This is a genomic window from Streptomyces sp. NBC_01775, assembly GCF_035917675.1.
Lineage (GTDB): Bacteria > Actinomycetota > Actinomycetes > Streptomycetales > Streptomycetaceae > Streptomyces.
In genome coordinates this window covers 8,723,443-8,742,297 of the sequence record NZ_CP109104.1, presented here as the reverse complement: position 1 = coordinate 8,742,297, position 18,855 = coordinate 8,723,443, and the positions used below count along the sequence as shown (strand labels likewise).

Sequence of the window (18,855 nt, the reverse complement as noted above, 5' to 3'; positions counted from 1 at the left end):
GAAGCCGCGGGAAGCCCCGAACGGCGGGACAAGCTCAGACGCGGACCACGATCTTCCCCCGCGTGCGTCCGCGCTCGGCGTACGTGTGCGCTTCCGCGATCCGTTCGAGCGGGTAGGTCCGCTCAATGCGCGGTGTGTAGCGGCCTTGCCGGCCGAGTTCGCCCGCTTCGGCGAGGAGTGTGGAGTCGTTCTCCGCGTTGGCCAGACGCGCGCCCAGGCGCTGCGCGTTGGTGTGGTCGGCGATCGTCGACACGCGAGCAGGGTCGCCCACGATCGCGATGAGATCGGCCAGGGACCCGGAGGCCGCGGTGTCGAGCGCGATGTCGGCACCGTCCGGAGCCAGGGTGGCGAGGCGCTCCGCGAGGCCGGTGCCGTAGGTGGTGGGAACGGCACCGAGAGAGGTGAGGAACTCGTGGTTGCGCTCGCTGGCCGTCCCGATCACGGTGGCGCCCTGAGCCACCGCGATCTCGACCGCGGCACTGCCCACGCCTCCGGCGGCGCCCTCGATGAGAAGGGTGCGCCCCCGCAGAGGACCGAGCGCCTTCAGCCCGCCCATCGCGGTCACGGATGCCAGACCGGCGCCGGCGGCCTCCTCGTCGGTCCACGTGGCGGGCGCGTGGGCCCAGGCCGAGAGCACGGCCAGCTCCGCTGTCGCGCCGGTGACGCCGCCCAGCCCGAAGACACGGTCGCCGATGCTCACCCCCCGCACGCCCGCACCGGTCTCGTCGACCACGCCGACGGCATCCCGCCCAGGAATCGCAGGCAGGTCCACGGGGAGCACCTCGTGCACCGCACCGGAACGCACCTTCCAGTCGACGGGATTGACGCCGGCCGCCGCGACGCGGACACGGATCTCGCCGGGCCCGGGATGCGGGTCCGGCACCTGCTCGACCACGAGGGTCTCCACACCGCCGTACTCGTGATAGCGGACTGCGCGCATGATGTTCTGCCTTTCCACGCGGCCTGAACCGGCCGTTCGTGAGAGCGGTGGAGCGAATGTCCGGCGAACGCCGACACCCACGACGCTAAAAGCTGACGTTGGCGTCAGCTGCAAGTCGGGCGGTCGGCCGAACAGAGGAGGACCGGTGCGCATCGGTGAGGTTGCCGACAAGGCGGGAGTGAGCGTCCGTGCGCTGCGCTGCTACTAGGAACCTGTGCGCGACCGGCTCGACGACGTGATCGCCATCGCGCGGGACCCTGATTCCGACTGCTCTCACGTGCGGTGAAGACTGCTGCCGCAACGACTTCAGACGTCGCCGGCGGATGAGTGCGCATCCGAGGGTGAGGAAGGCTTCGTGGACGTCGTCGCGTATCTCCCAGCGGACGCGCAGCCGTCGGTACCAGTGCAGGTGGGCGAAGGCGCGCTCCATGACCCAGCGCTGGGTACCCAGGCCGGAGCCGTGCTCGGCGCCGTGGCCGGCCGCGCTTGCCCCGCACCGGCGGCACGGCCGCAGCCGTGGGATGAGCTGGGCGACCTCGTTGCGGACGCCCGGATGGCCGCTGACTGTCATGTTGAGGAACAGGGGTCGTAGGACGCGATCGTGGAGGATGGATCGGCAGCCGCCCAGAAGGTCGGTGGCGCGCGGTCCGGTGGCCACACCGCGCGGCGCTGCCATGTCGCCTCCGCGGGCGCGGAGGGCCCGCCCAGCTCGTGCCCTCGAACCTCCCGTTTGCGACGAGGAGATGGTCTGCGTCGACGAGGCACTTCAGGCACGCCCCTGATGCGGCGGTGGAGGCGATGCTCGGCGTTTTGGAGATGGCCGGGACAACCAGCAGTTGGCCGTAGGACAGCAGGCCGGGGAGGTCCGTGATCGGAACGCTCGCCATGGCGAGGAAGCGGATCAGGTCCATCGCGGTCGTCGCGGGCGCTTGGCCCGGTGCTCGGCCCGCCGCCCGAGTGGGACCGCGACGATCGCGGCAACGGCAAGGCCGGCAGGTTCCAGGAGCGAGAGGGCGAATGCCGGCGAGCGCAGCACCCGGGCCGCGATGAGCGGGAATACCCGAAAGCGATTCACGTGCCGTATGTGCTGACGGCGTTGGCCGACCACAGCCACCCGAAGCTGGGCCTCAAACTCACGCGCACATGACTCCTCCCGGCAACCGACGGTTTGGATGCTTGAGTCACGTAATCCACGCTGGAGCATGATCAAACAACCGTCCCTCGGCGAGCCACAACGATCAGTTGTGCACGCTTAAGGTGAACCAGTGGACACCGAGGCATTGCGATCGTTCGTCCGGGCGGCCGAGCTCGGACAGTTGCAACATGCGGCCGATGAGCTGGGCGTGACGCAGCAGGCAGTCTCCAAGCGGATCGCCGCCCTGGAACGCGAGCTGGAAGTCCGTCTGTTCACACGCACCGCCCGAGGGGTTGAGCTGACGCTCGATGGTCAGGCGTTTCTCCCCCACGCGCGGGGCATCGTCGTGGGTGTCGAGCGCGGCATCACCGCGGTCAGGCCGGGCTCCCGGGCCCTTCGGATCGACGTTCTCGGCCTGCGAAGCGCGCAGGCCGTTGTTCTGCACGACTATTGGCGGTCGCATCCCGAAACCAACCTCGACGTGGTGACCCTCCGGGTCAACGACCCACGCGTGGCGGTCGCCGCCGTCGAGGCAGGCGATATCGACGCCTCGTTCCGTACCGTCACTGCCCCGGGCACACTGCCGCCCGACGTGCGAATTATTCACGCTTTCGACTCTCCGCTGGAACTTCTCGTCGGCCCGAGACATCCGCTCGCCTCCGCGCGAAGACTGACGCCACCGCAGCTGCGTAAGCACCGGATTTGGGTGCCTGGTATCGCGCCCCGAAGCGAATGGGCGGAGTTCTACGATCAGCTCGCCACCGAATTCGACCTACGCGTCGACGCGGCAGGCCCGCACTTCGGAGACGAAGTACTCCTGGACACCCTCGCGGACTCCGCGGACGTGGCCACCCTCGTTGGGGCACGCGACCGGTACATCTGGCCGACGAACTACGACCTACGCCGCATCCCTGTCGTGAATCCGACCCTCGCATACCCGCTCTCTCTCATCTTCCCCAGAGCGAATCCACATCCAGGACTCCGTGGAATCATCACCCACCTCGAGAGCCTGCCAAGGCTCCCTGGGAGGGTCTGGCTCCCGTCCTGGGCAACGACGCCACGGCGCGGCGACAGCGACAGCGACAGCGACAGCGACAGCGACAGCGCAAAGGCTCGCAGATCCCAGCCCGACAAAGGTGACTCGACCGGCTGCTGACAGCAGCCTCCGCCAGCGCCAGTGGGTCTTATCCAGTCAACAGGTACATCGGAAAGGATCGTGGCATGTCCAACGACCGTCTCATGCGCATCCATAGTCCGGAGTTCCAGGCCATGGCCGAGAGGGTCCGGCGGGTCACCGAGCTCAACTCCCGCCTGAACGTCCTGCCCTTCGAGGACGAAGCGGGCAAGGCTGAACTGTTCGAACAGATCCTCGGCAAGCCGCTGTCGACGAGAGTCACGATCTATCCGCCCTTCTACACGGACAACGGCCTTCACCTGGACCTCGCGGAGCGCGTGTTCATCAACCAGAACTGCACGTTCCTGGACTACGCCGGCATCCGGCTCGGCGAGCGCGTGATGGTCGGACCAAAGGCCACGTTCATCACCGTCGGTCATCCGGTCGATCCTGAGAAGCGACGGGAGTGGCTGAGCGGCGCGCCCATCGATATAGCGGAGAACGTGTGGATCGGCGCCGGTACCACGATCCTTCCCGGCGTCAGCATTGGCCGTGACGCCGTGGTCGCCGCCGGCGCGGTCGTGGCCGATGACGTTCCGCCGGCAAGCCTGGTGACCGGCAGTAAGGCAACCGTGCACCGGCGGTGGTGACGGTCTCTCCGGGGCCACACCGAGCCCCGGATGCCGCCGCCTACACTCCACCTGTGGTCCGGACCGCTGCGGACGCAATCTCTGTCAGCAGACCGGAGACAGTCTCAGGCTAGCTGATCATGAGATCGTGTCCACTGTCGATCTCCCAAAATCGGCCTTCAGCGCGCGCCTTGGCTATCAGATCCTGGTTATGGACACCAAGACCCAGACTTGTGGTGGAGACAACCCGGTACTGCGGTATCGCCTCCAGTGCTGGCTCATTGTTCAGGACGAGCGGCTGCTCAAGAGTTTTCCACGGGTGAGGGGTGAGGCGTGGCAGCATCCACTCGATGTCCTTGGCATCCGTAATCCCAAAAACCTCACCAGGTCCTCGCTGGGAAAGAGCACCAGCTCGACACCGTCGATCACCTGGCCATTTTCTCTCTCCTTGAGGAGAGCCGGGAACGCCTCGATCTGCGATCGGCCAGCGGGGGCGTCGAGAAACACGAGCTTCCCGACCCGGTCGCTGACGCGATCAGCGGCTCCCTGCAGGGCTGTTTTTCGGGCATGCGGCAGAACATGCCGATGCATGGCTCGGGACGCGTGGGTTCTTCCGGCGGGCGACGCTCCGTGGGAGGGAGAATTCGCCCGCTGTTTCCTGGACTGCCAGAGTGCGGCGGCAGTGCCCGGTGCCGTTGTGGGGGTCAGTCCTTGTCGGCGCGGGGCCGCCTCTGTGCCGCGCCGGAGGAGGGGCCGAGGCGCGTGGTGGCCTCGCTGGTGGCCTGGGCGAGCAGAGCAAGCGCGGCCCGCGAGGACGAACCCGCTTCTGTGGTGGCGACCACTACGCCGGGCCCCGGCCCGCTGCTCAAGGTCTGCAGGGTGACGGTCAGGGGCCCGACCAGTGGATGGCGCATCTCATAGGCGGCGACCGTGCAGGGTTTGACACGGTGTTCGGCCCACATCGCAGCGAACTCGGCGCTCTTCGCGGACAGTTCACCCAAGAGCGCGTGCAGTGCCATGTCCTCCGGATGCTGGGCCGCCACCAGACGCAGATTCGCGACCACCGCCCTGGCCCTGCTCGGCCAGTCCGCGTACAGGTCACGGACATGGGAGTCGAGGAACAGCAGCCTGGCCATGTTGGGACGCCGTGCCGGCAGGTCAGGGGCACCGGGGTCCAGATGCCCGGCGAACAACGCATGGCCCAGGCGGTTCCACGCCAGTGCGTCGCTGCGCCGGCCGAGCACGATCGCGGGCACCTCGCCCAGCGCGTCCAGCAACTGGCGCATCGCCTCCGTCACTCGTTCCGGCGCCGGCCGCCGGCCCCGGGTGCGCTGCCTGTCCACCCGGCCCAGGTCGTGCAGGTGTCGCCGCCCGGACTCGTCCAGCCGCAGAGCCCCGGCGATCGCATCCAGAACCTCAGGCGATGCGCTCAGTGACTGCCCCTGCTCGAGCCGGGTGTAGTAAGAGGGGCTCACACCCGCCAGCATCGCCAGCTCCTCGCGCCGAAGCCCCGGCACACGCCGGTGCTCCCCGTAGGTGGGCACCCCGACATCCTCCGGGCGCAGCTGGGAGCGCCGTGCCCGCAGAAAGCTCCCGAGCTGCGTTTTTCCATCCATGGCTTCGAGTATGGACGGCCCCGCGACACCTAGCCTGACCCAGCTGTGGATAGGCAACGGCGGGTCCGGCTCCTGGCCCGCACCCGTCGATGAAATGGGCGGCAGCCCTGGGCCGGAAGACCGGGCACATCGTGCGCTGCCCAGCGTGCGGCGGCGGTTGGCCCTCGGCGCGGCCCCGGCCGGTGCCTCGGCGCCGCCGGCGCGAGGTGTCGGCCGGACCTGTGGCAGAGGGTGAGGCAGGGAGGCGCCTCGGTGAGACCGACGACGCTGCGCTGATCACGTCGGCCGAAGTGCTCCGCGCTGGGCGGCCGGCCAGCAGCTGTGGGGGTCTACCTTCCGCGTCGATGATTCGAATCCGTTCGAATCTCCCTTCAATTTCCTTACCCCTGACTCACGCTTCGATACCGTAACTTTCGCAATTCGAAGCGCAGTTGCTTCATAAGAAGGAGTTCTAGTGACCCGTTCTCGGAAGATCCTCGCCACCGTCGCGCTCACTGTGGGCGTCCTCGGTGGAATGGCCAGTCCGGCCCTGGCCGACTCACAGCCGGACCTGGTGTCTTCGCCGCCGGAAAACCACCCGGACTTCGCAGCGTCTGACTCACAGCCGGACTTCATGCCTCCGCCGCCGGAAAACCACCCTGACTTGGTGTCGTCGCTGCCGGAAAACCACCCGGACTTCATGCCTCCGCCGCCGGCAAATTACCCTGGCTAACCGCGATCGTTAGTGACGGCCTGCCGGTGAAACCGGCAGGCCGTTTCGCGTTCTGGGCTCCTCCATGCCCCGCCACCGTTTCGAGGGTCCGATCACCGCGTGCCCTCCGCCGGTGCGAGCCCGTCGGGAGACTCGATGCGCTGGTAGTACACCGAATTGCGTTCCCGGACACGTGTGATCAGCCCCGCCCGGTGCAGCAGGGCGAGGTGGTAGGACACGGTCGAGGGGCTGAGGTCGTGCGAGGCCGCAAGCTGAGTGGTGGTACGCGGTACGTCGAGGTCGGCCAGCAGCACATCACGGGTGGGGCGGATGGAGGTCTTCCGCGCCCGGTCCGCTTTGCCGGACGGGGCGGAGGCGATGCTGGAACTTGTGGGGTAGATGAGATACACGGGGCGCCGCCCTTGGGGGTCGACGCTCAAAAGCCAGCTGTGCGCCCAAGGCGAGGGAAACAGGACCAGGTTCTCGTCGGCGGACACCTCGGTGCTGTGCCTGCCGATCAGGCGGAGGGCGCCGTTGCTGTAGTGGACGGCGTCGTGCAGCGAACCCAGCGCGTAGCCCAAGCCGCGGTCCGCCAGCAGCCGGGACCGCAGAGCAATGTCGTCCGAGGCCCGTGTGGCGACCGTCGGCCACGTCCGGGAAAGGCCCCGAAGCCAGAACATGTCGAGTTCGCGGGCCAGCCGGTCTGCGAAGTCACTCTCGCCGCGGTCCGCGGCTTTCAGCAGAATGCGCCGGGCCGTTAAGTCGGCGTCCTTGTGCTGCGGCTGTACGTTCAGGAGGCCGCTGAGCTGCCCGGCCACCACGCGGCCGGGGGCGGTGGCGACACGGTGCAGATCCTCGTCCGGCTCCGGCGTCCGGCCTGCGGCTGCCGGAGGTGTCAGGAAGACGGGGGCGTAGAAGACCGGAGCAAAAGCGTGCACCAACTGGCGTACCGCGGCCAGCAACTGGAGCCGATGGTCTCGCAGCACGCGGTTGACCTCGGTGTATGACAGAGAGCCGTCGGCCATCGTTCGCGGCCGGTGTGGATGCAGCACGGTGGCGGCCTGCATCAGCGGGGAAACCGCGAACCGGGTGGCCGCCAGCCCGTTTACGCTCAGCGGGATGGTGATCACGCATCTGCCTTCCGTGCCCATTCCTGACAAGAAGATCGAATCACTTCCGAACCGTACCGTCCACCCGCTGAGCTGCTGAACGACTCTCACAACCGCTGGTCCGAAGAAGCGGGATCAGCCCGCCCCGCCGTCGAGCAGCCGGCTGTAGCGCATCCGCAACGCCCGCTCCGTGCTGGCCGCCGCAGTACCGAGCCCGATCATGATGTTGCCCCATGCCGGTAGATCAATGGGCGAGGTGAAGGTCCCGACGTACTGGGCAACGCCCCCCGGCGCCCGGGTGACCTGTTCGGCGAGCTGAAGGATCAGGAGAACCAGGCCGGCGACGAGCACGATCGACGTGAGGAAACCGATCCAGCGGCTCAGCGCGGGGTGCGCGCGATCGAGGCGCGCGCGGCGCCCCTCGGCGGAGTCGGGATCCGGGACGAGTTGGTGCTCGGTCCCCTTGGCGGTGACGTAGTGGCAGCGCTTGAGCCCGAAGGGGCTCGCCCTTACTTCGACGGTGCCGCCCCGGACGGGAAAGACGGCAGGGACTCTGGACTCGGCGTGATGCCTGCCATCGAGGTACAGGTGGGCTTTGACGTAGCCATCCGACTGCTTCTGATGCTTTACGTCGATGGCGTAGACCGTCTGCCGGCCGTCGCCGTTCTTCAGCCGAAGATAGAACAGTGCGCGGGACAGCGACTGCCACCAGCGGAATGGCTCCAGCGATCGCCCGTCCCCTGGCTTGACCCGCCGCACAGCCCGACGCTGCCGCAACTCCTTGAACATGCCTCAACTCCTCCCGCTACTCGCTCGGTTCCGCCGGGCAGGCGAGGTCCTGAGCCGGGCGCTGCCCGGAGGTCAGGAACGCCGTCACCGCGTCGTTCGCGCACGTGTTGCGGCCGAACGGATAGACGCCGTGCCCGCCCTGGTCGGCCGTCACCATCGTGGCCCGCTTCCCGAACGCCTGCCGCAGCTTCTTGGCGCGGGCCAGCGGCGTCCCCGGGTCGCGCTCGTTCTGCACCATGAGCACGTTCGACGGGCCCCGGTCACCGATGCGCACCGGCGGCTCGACCCGCTTGTCCGGCCAGAACGCGCACGGTCCGATGCCGGCCGCTGATCCGCCCAGCATCGGGTACTTCTGTCGGTCGACCGCGACATTGCGCTGGTACTCCTTGACCGTCTCCGGCCAGCGAGAATCACCACAGATCACATTGAGACGGGCGGCCAGCGAGTTCTCCTCCAGCACCGGCGGGGTGTTGGGCGGCAGCGGCCGGTCCTTGTCGAGCGCCTGCCACATCTCGGCCACCAGGGGCATTTCCGCATCGCTGTAGAGGCGGTCGAAGGTGAGCCCGCGGAACAGCGTCGCGTCGATGCCCCGGACCGGCTTCGCCTCCAGCCGCTTCGCGAGCTCGAAGAACTTCGCTGTCACCTGCTCCGGTGTGGTGCCCAGACCGTACTTGGGGTGCGCGGCGGCGAACGCCGCGAAGTCCGGGAACCGGTCCTCCAGACCACGGGCGAGCGACCGCATGGCCGTGACGTCGTAACCGCCGGGGCCCAGGTTGCTGTCGAGCACAATCCGGTCGCTGCGCTTGGGGAACAGCGTCGTGTACACCGCGCCGAGGTAGCTGCCGTAGGACCCGCCGAGGTACGAGGCCTTCGGCTCGCCCAGTGCCTCCCGGATGCGGTCCATGTCGCGGGCGGTGTTCGCGGTGGTGGTGTGCGGCAGCATCGAGGCCGTCTTCGAGGTGGCGCACTGCTTGGCGATGGTCCGCGCGTTCTTCGCCTCCCGCGTGACATCGGCCGCGGTGTGCGCGTACGGCGGGAGGTTGCCGCGCTTCTGCTGCGCCTCCGTCAGGTCGCAGGTCACCGGCGTGCTACGGCCGGTGCCGCGCGGGTCGAAGCCGATCACGTCGTAGGCGTCCTGCACCTTCTGCGGCAGCTTTGAGGCGGCGAGAGCGACCGGATAGCCGAGTCCTGAGATGCCGGGGCCGCCCGGGTTGGTCAGCAGCACGCCGCGGCGCTTCGAGGGCTTCTCGCTCGCCAGCCGGGAGATCGCGATCTCTATCTGCCGGCCGTCGGGATCGCGGTAGTCCAGCGGGACCTTGAGCGTCGAGCACTCCAGACGAGATGAGGCGTCCTTGCTGGATGAGTCGGCCTTGCCGGGTGCGGCGGCCTTCTCCGAGCACGAGCCCCACCGCACGGCGTCCGGCTTCGACGTATCCGGCGTCGCCACCGACACTCCCGGAATCACGGTCACCGCCACCGCGGTCGCCGCCACCGCGGTGGCGGCGAGGGTGAGGGACAGGGTTTTTCTGCGCATCTGATGTCCTCCTGAAGGGGCGCACGGGGGCGCCGGAACGGGCGGGCTCGGAACGGCGCCGCCGCTGGCCGTTCACGCGGGCCGGCGCGTTGATCCGGGCGGGGTTGTAGAGGTCGAGGGTGGCCAGGCTGAGCGCGCGCACGGCGAAGTCCGCTCCCCGGCGCGCGTCGGCGCTGCCGCCTTGGCGGCGTGCGATCAGCGTGCCGCCCGAAGGGTCTGTTTCCGGGTGCGGGAGGCCCGTGACGCACCGAAGGTCGCCACGAGGGTGATCAGCAGGCCGAGGAGGGTGATCGCGCCGATCACGGTCATCTGGCCGTTCCGGCCGCCCGGCGCCCAGTCGAAAGCGCCCCACAGCAGCCGCGTGCCGTGGTCGAACAGGCCACGCCACACCGCCTGGCCGAATCCCACCAGGACGATCAGTCCGAGACCTTGCATCAAGGACCATCCGCCCTTGCCCATGACGATTTCTCCATATTCTTTGGGTTTTGCCGTAGGGGGCGAAGCTTTCGTCCCGGATGCCGTCAGGCTGCTCCTCGGCTGCGGATTCGCCCGGGATCACCGGCCCGCTCGGTGCCGTTTCTGGCGGGTGTGCGCCCAGCCACCGAACGCCATTCCGACGAGCGCGATGAATCCGAGGAGGAACATTTGGCCGGTAAGCCCGCCGGGAACCCCGTTGAAGACGCCCCAAAGCGGCTCTGAATCCTCGTTCGACAAACCGCGGATCACCGCTTGGGCCGACAGGGATGCGATCACCAATCCGATCGCCTCGAGGGCCGTACAGCCGCCCTTGCTCATCTCGTTACCCCGCTCCCCGTATCCGGCTGTTTCGGTACGTGAACGAGTCTGAATATTCGGCGCCGCCGCCGCATCCGCCCGGCGGCTCGAACCACCTTCGCCCAAAGTCGAGGCAGTGATTCGACCCTGGTCCAGGGCACAACAACCCCCGGGGCTGCCGCACCGGCCGCACGGTTTCGCGATAATGACCAGATGAACACGGACGTCACGCCACGGCGCGGGGGGTGGCAACCGCCCTGGCGGCTGGTGGCGGCTGCGGCCCTGGGCATACCCTTCTGGCTCTCCACCGGCACGCTGCTGCCGCGGGGGTGCGCCCCCGAAACGTGTTCCTGGTTCGTCACCGGTGATCCGCTGGTGGCTCTCGGCTGCCTGACGGCGCTTCTGTGGCGGCGGCGGTTCCCGCTCGCCGTCGCCATGACGGTCGCTATCGTCTCGACCGCGTCGACACTCGCCACCGGCGCCGCGCTTCTGGCCCTGTGCTCGCTCGCCACTCGCCGCCGTCCGGTGGAGTGCGGGGTCGTCGTGCTGGCCTACGTGACCGGGTCGCAACTCGCCCTCGGGCTCTATCCGATCCAGAGCCCGCCCGCCTCGTTGTGGCTCCAACTCTCACTCCCGGCACTGAGCGCGGGCATCGCGGTGGCGATTGGCATGGCCACCGGCGCACGGCGCGTCGAAGTGCTGTCCTTGCGGGACCGGGCGGAGAGCGCGGAACGGGAACAGACCGCCCGAGCGGCGCAGGTACGGGCCCAGGAACGGAACCGGATCGCCCGCGAGATGCACGACGTGCTCGCGCACCGGATCTCCCTGGTCGCCATGCAAGCCGGTGTGCTGGACCACCGCGGCGACCTCACAGCTGAGGAGAACCGCGTGCTGCTCCGCGGCATCGCCGACGGCTCCCACCAAGCGCTGGAAGAACTACGGGACGTCCTCGGTGTGCTCCGGGCCGATCCGGACCGCCCGGAACCGCCACAACCCTCCCTCGACCGGATCCCCCAACTGGTAGCCGACGCCCGCACATCCGGACTGGACGTCACGCTCACCACCACCATGACGGGAAAACCGTCCGACGTCGCCGGACGAACCTGCTACCGGATCCTCCAAGAAGGACTGACCAACGCCGCCAAACACGCCCCAGGCGCACACGTACACATCACCGTCGAAGGAACAGCCGGCGACGAACTGCACATCAGCGTCCGCAATTCCCCGGCCACCACAAGAACCACTCAACCGCCGGCATCAGGATTCGGCCTGCTCGGCCTCACCGAACGCATCACCCTCGCCGGCGGAAGACTCAACCACCACCCCACACCAGACAACGGATACCTCCTCACCGCGCGACTACCCTGGCCGAACCACAGCCACGAAAAGGGAGTATGAGTGGACAGCGAGCGGGAGCCGGTACGTGTCGTCATCGTCGACGACGAGGAGCTGGTGCGGATGGCGCTGCGACTCGTCATCGACGGCGAACCGGACCTGACCATTGTCGCGGAGGCGGCCGACGGGGACGCCGCGATCACCGTGGTGGACGAGCAGCGACCGGATGTCGTGCTGATGGACGTGCGGATGCCCGGCCGTGACGGGCTCAGCACGACCCGGGAGCTCCTCACCCGGCCGGCGCCGCCGCGGGTGCTCATGCTGACCACATTCGACTCCGACGATCTGGTGCTCGGCGCACTGCGCGCCGGAGCACTCGGGTTCGTCCTCAAGGACACCCCGCCGTCGCGCATCGTCGACGCGGTGCGGACAGTCGCGGACGGGAACCCCGTGCTGTCTCCGGTGGCCACGGCGCGGGTGATCGCCGCGGCCACCGGCCCGCAGTCCTCTCATGCCCGCGGCTCGTCCCGCGAAGCCGCGCGGAAACGGCTGTCCATACTGACCGAACGAGAACTCGATACCGCTCGGGCCATCGCGGACGGGCTGGGCAACCCGGAGATCGCCGAGCGGCTGCACATCAGCGTCGCGACCGTCAAGGCGCACACAGGCAACCTGCTCGCCAAGCTGGCGGTCGAGAACCGGGTGCAGATCGCACTCGTGGTCCGCGACGCGGAGGAATGACCGGCCATGCGCACGGACAAGCTCGCCACCACCTACCAGGCACCTACGTCACCTTGATTCGCGCTGGAGAATTCCCGCATACGGGGCACGCGGTCCTCTGCCGCAGCGCCGCGAACCCGTGTGCCACGGGCATGATTCGACGATGCTCGAACGGTCCGACGCACACCCTGCGGAGTAGTCCCCCGGACCCTTCATGCCATGTCCGGCATGCGGTTCACGAACCTTCCCAGCATCGAGAACCAGCGCCCGCCCTGTGACAGATGCCGTGTGTACACGCCCTGGAGGAGCAGCGCCAGGCAGATGTCCAGGACATCGGCCTGCCCCTCGGTCGTGACCTGCAATGTCAGCGGCCGAGTCCAGGTGTCACGGGTGACTCGGATGGTGGTGCCCGGTCGCCGCAGTTCGTGGATGAGTTTGCTGGGGCCCTGTCGGTAGCGGTATTCGCGGTCGGCGAGGCGGACCCGCAGGGCACGGCCGTCACGTGTCAGTCCGCTGCGGCGGCGGCTGAGGCGTCCGGCGTACGTGCCGACCTGGAACTTCGCGCGGGAGGGTAGCGGCGCGTGGCCGAACTTGATGCCGGTGAATTCGGCGGACGGTATGCCGTTGCCGGAAACCGAGAACTGCGCGAAATGCCCGGTCCGCCCGGTGGCCGGACCATAGTGGAGCTGCACGCTGCCGAGCCCGGGGATGTCTCCGGCCCAGGTGGGCGGCAACCATTTGGAGGCGGAATCGGAGTTGGTGTGGTGGAGGGTGAAGCCTGATGTGCCCATGGTCAGCAATTATGCCCGCCGCTCAAAGGGGCGCGGGCGCGTGAGTCTTGTCCTCGCACTGCACTCCCTGGCACCGTCCGAGGAGATGCCGGGGGCGTTTCTGTGCTCGCTCAGAACGGGGTGGTCTCACCCCGGACGGGGGCGCCTCCCGCGCGGCGGCGAGAGGCCATGCGATGGGCGCGGCCCGGGACCTGCGTGGCGCAGGTCCCGGTCGAGCTGAGGGGTTGTCACTGACCGAAGTGACCCCGGAAGCGCCAGCCGCGTACCGTCATCGGCTCGGGGCGGGAGCTTCCTCGCCTGATCGCAATTTGTCAAGTAAGCATGTGAAGCCGGTATATCGCGACCTATGTTGGCTCGCGGCTGACGTTCCGAGAAGGGGACGGCCCAGCCTTCCAGCCACCGACCGAGCAGGAGGTCGACGTGACAGTGTCAGAGCCAGAGGTGCTGCCTTACGAGGCGGAGATTACGCAGGGCGCGTTCGCGTCGCCGGGCCAGGCCCCTGGGGCGGTCGACGAGACGTCTGGTGCGGAGGACCTCGACAACCCGCACTACCAGGACCAGCGGACATGGGTGGCCGAACGCGTCACCCGGATTCTGAAGATGCCGCACACGCCGACCCCACTGCGGGAGATCAAGCTCCCGGATGAACTGACCGGGCTGAAGCTGTACATCAAGGACGAGACAGCTCACCCCTCCCAGAGTCACAAACACCGGCTCGCCGAGGCGCTGTTCCTCAACGCCCTCGCCAACGGCTGGCTGACCAGCGGCCATCCCGTCGTGGAGGCGTCCAGCGGGTCCACCGCCATCTCCGAGGCGTGGTTCTGCCGTGAACTCGGCCTGCCCTTCATCGCTGTTGTCCCGGTCGGTACCGCGAACAGAAAAAAGAAGAAGATCACCGAGCTGGGTGGGAAGATCAAAGAGGCACCTGGTGCCACCATCTCGGCCGTGGCCCGGAAGACCGCCCAGGAGACCGGCGGCCACTTCATGGACCAGTTCACCTACGCGGAGCGGGCCTACGACTGGCGTGGCAACCACGGCCTCGCGGCCGAAGTGATCGAGGCCGTGGACCCGGACTGGTTCGTCATGGGCGCCGGCACGGGCGGAACCGTGGCCTCCGTAGCCCGCCACGCCCGATACACGAACCGGAAGGTCAAGGTCTGCGTCACCGACCCGGAGAACTCCGCGTTCTTCCCCGGCTGGCGGGACAACAACCGGGCGGCGACCGCTCGGGGGTCCCGTATCGAAGGCATCGGCCGCCCCGCGGTCGAACCCTCCTTCCTCTTTCCGCTCGTCAACCGGATGATCCAGGTGCCGGACCCCGCGTCGATCGCCGCCATGAGGGTGGCCGCCGACCGGCTGGGGGCCCGGCCCGGGGCGTCGACCGGCACCGCCCTGTACGGGGCGCTGAAGATCCTTCACGACATGCACGAACGGGGTGAGCGGGGCACGGTCGTCACCGTGCTGTGCGACCCGGGCGAGCGCTATCTCGACACCTACTACGACGACGAGTGGCTGAGGCAACGCGGAATCGATCACACCCCGTGGCGTCCGGTCATCGAGAACTTCCTCGACAACGGCGTCTGGAGCCCACCGACGGCCTGGCCGGAGCCTTCGCCGCCGACGGCCGTCCTCTGGAACATGTGACAGAGCAGGTAGCGATGTCCGGACGGGCCTTCGGGAGTGCGCCGGGGGCCCGTCCGGTAGCTGCCGCCTTCCGGCGCGGACGCGTCGCACAAGTTCCCCGTACGTGATGAGTGCCCAGGGGCGATCCGTTCAGACTGCCCTCAGCGACGACCTCAGCGTGCATGGGAGCGCACACGGGTCCTGGAGGCGGTGGACAAGGGACGGCGCGCGTGGCGACGGTGCGCGACGCTCGCCGGATACGGTCACGGAATGACCGATAGCTTGCCTGCCGATGTAGCCGACGTGCTCGCGGCAGTCCTGAACACGGACAGTCCGGTTCATGCCGCGCTCCGACAGCAGGTCCCGCACCTCAGCGTGCGAGGTCGCTGCACATGCGGGTGCGGTACCGCCTACTTCGAACTCGACACCAGCGAGGTCGAGCCCGCACCCAGCGGCCCCCGCACTGTCGTGGCGGCCGAAGCGCGGCTCGTCACCGAGGCCGGTGAGTGCCCCGGCGAGGTCCTGGTCTTCACGCAGGGCGGCTACCTGTCGTGGCTGGAAGTCTGTTCATGGAGCGACGACATCGAGGTGACACTGACCGCCGCGCGTCACTGGCTACAGCCACGCTCTTGATCCCGGACCGGTTGTTGCCGACCGGCAGGAACAGCCGCAGCCGTTCCCACTCGGCATCACTCAGATCACCCCGCCCCATGTCCACATCAACGTCTTGGACATGGAATGGCCACAAGAGCAGCGCCGATGGCTCAATCCGTGGTGAACGGGGCGTATCCGATCGCGACCTTGCTCACCTGAAGGTCGGAGAAGGTCAGGGTGAGCCGGTGCGCGTTGGTCTCGATGAGCACTTCGTGGAAGTCGATCCCGACTTCTCGCGACCAGCGGCGGGTTGCTTCCGACTCCGGGAGCACTTTCGCGCCTGGGTACAAGCAGTGCCACTTCACTCCCCAGACGTAACCGTCGAGGTCGACACCGGTCTCGTGGTCGATGAGACGCTCGTCCAAGGATCCCCGCCATGTCTCCGCCGACACCGACGTCTCGCAGCGGGCTTCGACGCAATACCGGAAGAGATGTCGCAGGTATGCCGGCCCGACACCGGTGCGCGGGTCCGCGGTTGCGTAGACGAAGACCTCGTAGTCGCGCATGTAATTGGTGAATCCATGGTGCACGACGGCCTGATCGAAGGTCTCCTCCAGCATCTGTTCAAGCACTGCGGCATCCATGTCGCCGTTCTACCTCACGCCCCAGGCCCGCCGACAACAAGATCGCGGCCCGCAGCCAGGCGGAGACCGGCCGGACGAGTCCTAACCCAGATCCAATACGTGCGGCAGCCCCGCCCGGTTCGCCGGGCAGGTCGCGGCGACCGCCGGTGCCGGTGCCCGGGACGGGGATGGGCGAGCGGGAGCCCACCGTCTTCCGGCTTGGCCTACGACTCCCCACTCACCACATCCAAGGGCGAACTCCACGAAGCGCCGGTCTCCTTGCTCATATCCGCCGGGGACGAGGCCGTGGAGCCGGAGTCCGACCGGTACGAGATTCCGAACGTCGGCGGGCACAGGAGCGCGGCGACCCTCGGCGCCGCGGTGCGCGCTACCAGTGCCAGGCCGGACGCCGCGTCACAGGCGTCTTCCTCCGCTCAGCCCGCTGTTCGAGACGAAATCGTCCGGCCCCGGGCTATGGCGATCTTCCCGGCCAGGCGTTCGCCGGACTCGTAGACCATGTACGGGATGCCGTTCTCGGTGCCGAAGCTGGGGGCGGCGCTGCGGCCGTTGTCGGGTGCTCCGGAGCTGGAGTCGTAGAACCGGCCCAGGTGGCGCCGGAGGGTGAAGTCCTTGCCGACTTCGGTGATCAGGAGGTCGCCGCCGCTCTCCTTGTCCTTGTTGTAGACGACGAAGGCGCTGCCCCCGCGCGTCAGGAGGTGGGGGCCGCCCACGTTCACGGCTCCCACGTCGCCGTGGCGGATCAGCGGCTTCTGGTCGAAGGTCCAGTCGCGGCCGTCCGCCGACCAGCCCCAGTGGATGTCACGGTGGTTGGTGGTGTTGTTGCCCATGAAGAGCATCACGAAGTGCGCCTTCTTCGAGGGGAGTTCGTGGGCGAAGACCCGTGCGTAGGAGGCCTCGGTGGTGCCGGCCGGCAGCATGCCGGTGGTGAGGACGGTCTTGTCATAGGTGAAGTGGATGCCGTCGGCCGACCGGGCGAGGCGCGTCGTGGTGTTCTCGCCGTGGAAGTAGAGCCACATCTCCCGTCTCTCCTCGTGCCACATGACGTGCGGCGAGGAGACGTGGCTGACCGAGTAGTGGGGCCGCCAGTCACGGGAGACGATCGGGTTGCGGGGGTACTCGGTGTACGGCCCCTCGATGTGGTCGGAGTAGGCGAGGCAGATTCCGCCGGGGGCGTCGTGCGGGGCGTAGTACAGGTAGTAGCGGCCGAGGGCGTCCTGGACGCGGCCGGACGTGCCGCGGACGCAGGGGAAGATGATCTCGCCGGTGGGGTTGTAGGCGAGATCCTCGGGGGCGAGCAAGGTGGAGAGGTACCGGTAGTCGGGGAAGCCGCCCGGGGCCACGGCCGCCGTCGGGGCCGCGAGAGCGGGGGCGGCGGTCAGGCCGACGGCGGCGAGAGAGCCCGTGGCGGCCTTCAGGATCATCCGGCGGTCGGGACGCTGTGATTCGTTCATGGTTTCCTCCAGTGCCAGGGGTGGTTGGAGAGCGGGGCCGGAAGCAGGCGTGGCCTCGGCCCCGCCGGGTGCTTCACGGATCACAGGTGCAGGGCCGTCACGCAGAAGCCGCCGAGGGCGACGGCCCACACGTAGGGCAAGGTGCGTGCCATGACCTGCTGGGGGCTCACGCCCGAGTACTGGGCGGCCCATACGGTCTGGGTGCTGGTCGGGTCGGCGACGCCGAAGACCTGGTTGTAGGAGGCGGTGATGCCCAGGACGGTGACCGCCGGGTAGATGCCGGCGGCGATGAGGACGCCCGCGATGCCGGCGCCGAGGCCGTAGACGTTCAGCGGGCCCCGGTAAAGGCACAGCGGCACCAGCAGGGTGAAGACCACGACGAACAGCACGGGGTTTTGCGGGCTGACCGCCTTCACGAGCGGTGCGAGCGCCTCGACCGCGCCGGGCAGTTGCACCGCGGCCAGCAGGATGCCGATCGACACGAACAAGGTGATCGGCGCCGCCGCCACGTCGAAGCTCTGGTAGAGGGTGCGCAGCAGCCGGCGGTTCATCTCGCGCGGCCGGGTGGTGGTCACCAGCGCGTAGAGCACACCGGCGAGCAGCGAGGGGATGATCGCCAGCTCGAAGCCGAGGGCGAGAACGAGGGGGACGAGCGGGGTGAGCAGGGCGTACCAGGGGGCGTCGCCGAGTGCCGCGCGCCGCTTGGCCGATTCCTTGCGCGGGGCCGCGGTGCGGAAGGCCCAGGTGTGCTCGACCCCTCGCCTGCGGGTCTCGACCAGGACGAAGGCCGCGGCGGCGGCGAGCGCGAACGGGAACAGCTTGACCATGAAGCCGCGGACCTCGGGGATCGGCAGTTCCAGGGCGCTGGAGAAGAACTGCCACACCGGCAGTTCGAACGGCATGCCCGCGGCGATACCCATCAAGATGGTGCCGGCGGCGGTCACCTTGGGAACACCGACGGCGATCATGGCGGGGATGCCGACGATGCCGGCGAGCATGGCGGCCGGGGCCGAGCCGGTCACCGTGCCGACGAGGATGGAGACGACCAGCACTCCCAGCGCGACGAGGGCCGGGCGGTCCCCGCCGAATTCGACGATCTTGCGGACGAGGGTGGCGGCGATGCCGGTCTCGTCGAGGAGCTTGCCCAGCCAGGAGCCGAGCAGGATGGCGATCATCGTCGCGGCCAGCGCCGGGGCACCTTCTTGGAGGACCGTGTCGAGGACGCTGTTCTTCCCGGTGAGCGGTGCCCCCGCGACGAGGGCGATCACCACACCCAGCAGGACGAGGGCGAAGGCGGTGGGGAGCTTTCTGCTGAGCATCGCGGCGACGCCTGCCGCCATGACGAGCAGGATGATGATGCCCATGA

Annotated in this window: 18 protein-coding genes and 1 pseudogene; 7 read left to right on the top strand and 12 right to left on the bottom strand. The window is 68.4% G+C overall.

From position 1 onward, the window contains the following. Nucleotides 1–34: 34 nt before the first annotated feature. On the bottom strand, nt 35–940 hold the full coding sequence (locus OHB04_RS38560; protein WP_326692273.1) for an NADP-dependent oxidoreductase: 906 nt from the start codon (nt 938–940) through the stop codon (nt 35–37). A 295-nt stretch (nt 941–1,235) separates the two neighbouring features. Then, nucleotides 1,236–1,490: pseudogene (locus OHB04_RS42045) on the bottom strand (transposase); the annotation flags it as partial. A gap of 387 nt (nt 1,491–1,877) precedes the next feature. Here OHB04_RS42045 and OHB04_RS38550 point away from each other — a divergent pair. The 3 genes from OHB04_RS38550 (at nt 1,878) to OHB04_RS38540 (ending at nt 3,839) form a co-directional block, all read left to right on the top strand. Continuing rightward, nucleotides 1,878–2,087, top strand: a complete 210-nt coding sequence (locus tag OHB04_RS38550; RefSeq protein ID WP_326692272.1) for a hypothetical protein — start codon at nt 1,878–1,880, stop codon at nt 2,085–2,087. Nucleotides 2,088–2,205: 118 nt separating this feature from the next. Beyond that, nucleotides 2,206–3,231, top strand: a complete 1,026-nt coding sequence (locus tag OHB04_RS38545; protein ID WP_326809283.1) for a LysR family transcriptional regulator — start codon at nt 2,206–2,208, stop codon at nt 3,229–3,231. Nucleotides 3,232–3,296: 65 nt separating this feature from the next. Next, nucleotides 3,297–3,839, top strand: a complete 543-nt coding sequence (locus OHB04_RS38540) for a DapH/DapD/GlmU-related protein (RefSeq protein WP_326692270.1) — start codon at nt 3,297–3,299, stop codon at nt 3,837–3,839. Between the two features lie 683 nt (nt 3,840–4,522). Here the strand turns inward: OHB04_RS38540 and OHB04_RS38535 are convergent. From OHB04_RS38535 to OHB04_RS38510, 6 genes are all read right to left on the bottom strand, one after another. Next, nucleotides 4,523–5,434, bottom strand: coding sequence for a helix-turn-helix domain-containing protein (locus OHB04_RS38535; RefSeq protein WP_326809282.1), 912 nt, complete (start codon nt 5,432–5,434; stop codon nt 4,523–4,525). 804 nt (nt 5,435–6,238) lie between these two features. Then, nucleotides 6,239–7,255 carry an ArsR/SmtB family transcription factor gene (locus OHB04_RS38530; RefSeq protein WP_326692267.1) on the bottom strand — a complete coding sequence of 339 codons (1,017 nt, stop codon included), beginning with the start codon at nt 7,253–7,255 and terminating at the stop codon, nt 6,239–6,241. A gap of 114 nt (nt 7,256–7,369) precedes the next feature. Continuing rightward, entirely contained in the window at nt 7,370–8,023 is a 654-nt protein-coding gene (locus OHB04_RS38525; protein ID WP_326692266.1) for a hypothetical protein, read from the bottom strand. Between the two features lie 16 nt (nt 8,024–8,039). Next, the gene (locus tag OHB04_RS38520) at nt 8,040–9,557 is read right to left on the bottom strand and encodes an alpha/beta hydrolase (protein ID WP_326692265.1); all 1,518 of its coding nucleotides are present in this window, start codon (nt 9,555–9,557) and stop codon (nt 8,040–8,042) included. 195 nt (nt 9,558–9,752) lie between these two features. After that, the gene (locus tag OHB04_RS38515; protein ID WP_326692264.1) at nt 9,753–10,016 is read right to left on the bottom strand and encodes a hypothetical protein; all 264 of its coding nucleotides are present in this window, start codon (nt 10,014–10,016) and stop codon (nt 9,753–9,755) included. Between the two features lie 96 nt (nt 10,017–10,112). Beyond that, complete coding sequence (locus OHB04_RS38510; protein WP_326692263.1) at nt 10,113–10,352, bottom strand: hypothetical protein; 240 nt, start codon at nt 10,350–10,352, stop codon at nt 10,113–10,115. A 192-nt stretch (nt 10,353–10,544) separates the two neighbouring features. Between OHB04_RS38510 and OHB04_RS38505 the strand changes: the two genes are divergently transcribed. Together OHB04_RS38505 and OHB04_RS38500 are read left to right on the top strand one after the other, a co-directional pair. Next, nucleotides 10,545–11,729 (top strand): sensor histidine kinase, encoded by a 1,185-nt coding sequence (locus tag OHB04_RS38505; protein ID WP_326692262.1) that lies wholly within the window; start codon nt 10,545–10,547, stop codon nt 11,727–11,729. Continuing rightward, nucleotides 11,730–12,407, top strand: a complete 678-nt coding sequence (locus OHB04_RS38500) for a response regulator transcription factor (protein ID WP_326692261.1) — start codon at nt 11,730–11,732, stop codon at nt 12,405–12,407. It begins immediately after the preceding gene. A 191-nt stretch (nt 12,408–12,598) separates the two neighbouring features. On the opposite strand, the gene OHB04_RS38495 is transcribed toward OHB04_RS38500, so the two are convergent. Beyond that, nucleotides 12,599–13,186, bottom strand: a complete 588-nt coding sequence (locus OHB04_RS38495) for a hypothetical protein (protein ID WP_326809281.1) — start codon at nt 13,184–13,186, stop codon at nt 12,599–12,601. 411 nt (nt 13,187–13,597) lie between these two features. On the opposite strand from OHB04_RS38495, the gene OHB04_RS38490 reads away from it, so the two are divergent. Then, the gene (locus OHB04_RS38490; protein ID WP_326692259.1) at nt 13,598–14,821 is read left to right on the top strand and encodes a PLP-dependent cysteine synthase family protein; all 1,224 of its coding nucleotides are present in this window, start codon (nt 13,598–13,600) and stop codon (nt 14,819–14,821) included. A 249-nt stretch (nt 14,822–15,070) separates the two neighbouring features. Next, nucleotides 15,071–15,433 (top strand): hypothetical protein, encoded by a 363-nt coding sequence (locus OHB04_RS38485; protein ID WP_326692258.1) that lies wholly within the window; start codon nt 15,071–15,073, stop codon nt 15,431–15,433. Between the two features lie 131 nt (nt 15,434–15,564). Here the strand turns inward: OHB04_RS38485 and OHB04_RS38480 are convergent, their stop codons facing one another. From OHB04_RS38480 to OHB04_RS38470, 3 genes are all read right to left on the bottom strand, one after another. After that, nucleotides 15,565–16,038 carry a YxiG-like protein gene (locus tag OHB04_RS38480; RefSeq protein WP_326692257.1) on the bottom strand — a complete coding sequence of 158 codons (474 nt, stop codon included), beginning with the start codon at nt 16,036–16,038 and terminating at the stop codon, nt 15,565–15,567. A 413-nt stretch (nt 16,039–16,451) separates the two neighbouring features. Continuing rightward, entirely contained in the window at nt 16,452–17,489 is a 1,038-nt protein-coding gene (locus tag OHB04_RS38475) for a hypothetical protein (protein ID WP_326809280.1), read from the bottom strand. A gap of 80 nt (nt 17,490–17,569) precedes the next feature. Then, the gene (locus tag OHB04_RS38470; protein WP_326692255.1) at nt 17,570–18,853 is read right to left on the bottom strand and encodes a TRAP transporter large permease subunit; all 1,284 of its coding nucleotides are present in this window, start codon (nt 18,851–18,853) and stop codon (nt 17,570–17,572) included. Nucleotides 18,854–18,855: the final 2 nt, after the last annotated feature.

Coding starts and splice junctions, on each gene's coding strand:
- OHB04_RS38560 (WP_326692273.1), bottom strand. CDS start 940: ATGCGCGCAGTCCGCTATCACGAGTACGGCGGTGTGGAGACCCTCGTG.
- OHB04_RS38540 (WP_326692270.1), top strand. CDS start 3,297: ATGTCCAACGACCGTCTCATGCGCATCCATAGTCCGGAGTTCCAGGCC.
- OHB04_RS38535 (WP_326809282.1), bottom strand. CDS start 5,434: ATGGATGGAAAAACGCAGCTCGGGAGCTTTCTGCGGGCACGGCGCTCC.
- OHB04_RS38525 (WP_326692266.1), bottom strand. CDS start 8,023: ATGTTCAAGGAGTTGCGGCAGCGTCGGGCTGTGCGGCGGGTCAAGCCA.
- OHB04_RS38520 (WP_326692265.1), bottom strand. CDS start 9,557: ATGCGCAGAAAAACCCTGTCCCTCACCCTCGCCGCCACCGCGGTGGCG.
- OHB04_RS38515 (WP_326692264.1), bottom strand. CDS start 10,016: ATGGGCAAGGGCGGATGGTCCTTGATGCAAGGTCTCGGACTGATCGTC.
- OHB04_RS38510 (WP_326692263.1), bottom strand. CDS start 10,352: ATGAGCAAGGGCGGCTGTACGGCCCTCGAGGCGATCGGATTGGTGATC.
- OHB04_RS38505 (WP_326692262.1), top strand. CDS start 10,545: ATGAACACGGACGTCACGCCACGGCGCGGGGGGTGGCAACCGCCCTGG.
- OHB04_RS38485 (WP_326692258.1), top strand. CDS start 15,071: ATGACCGATAGCTTGCCTGCCGATGTAGCCGACGTGCTCGCGGCAGTC.
- OHB04_RS38480 (WP_326692257.1), bottom strand. CDS start 16,038: ATGGATGCCGCAGTGCTTGAACAGATGCTGGAGGAGACCTTCGATCAG.
- OHB04_RS38475 (WP_326809280.1), bottom strand. CDS start 17,489: ATGAACGAATCACAGCGTCCCGACCGCCGGATGATCCTGAAGGCCGCC.
- OHB04_RS38470 (WP_326692255.1), bottom strand. CDS start 18,853: ATGGGCATCATCATCCTGCTCGTCATGGCGGCAGGCGTCGCCGCGATG.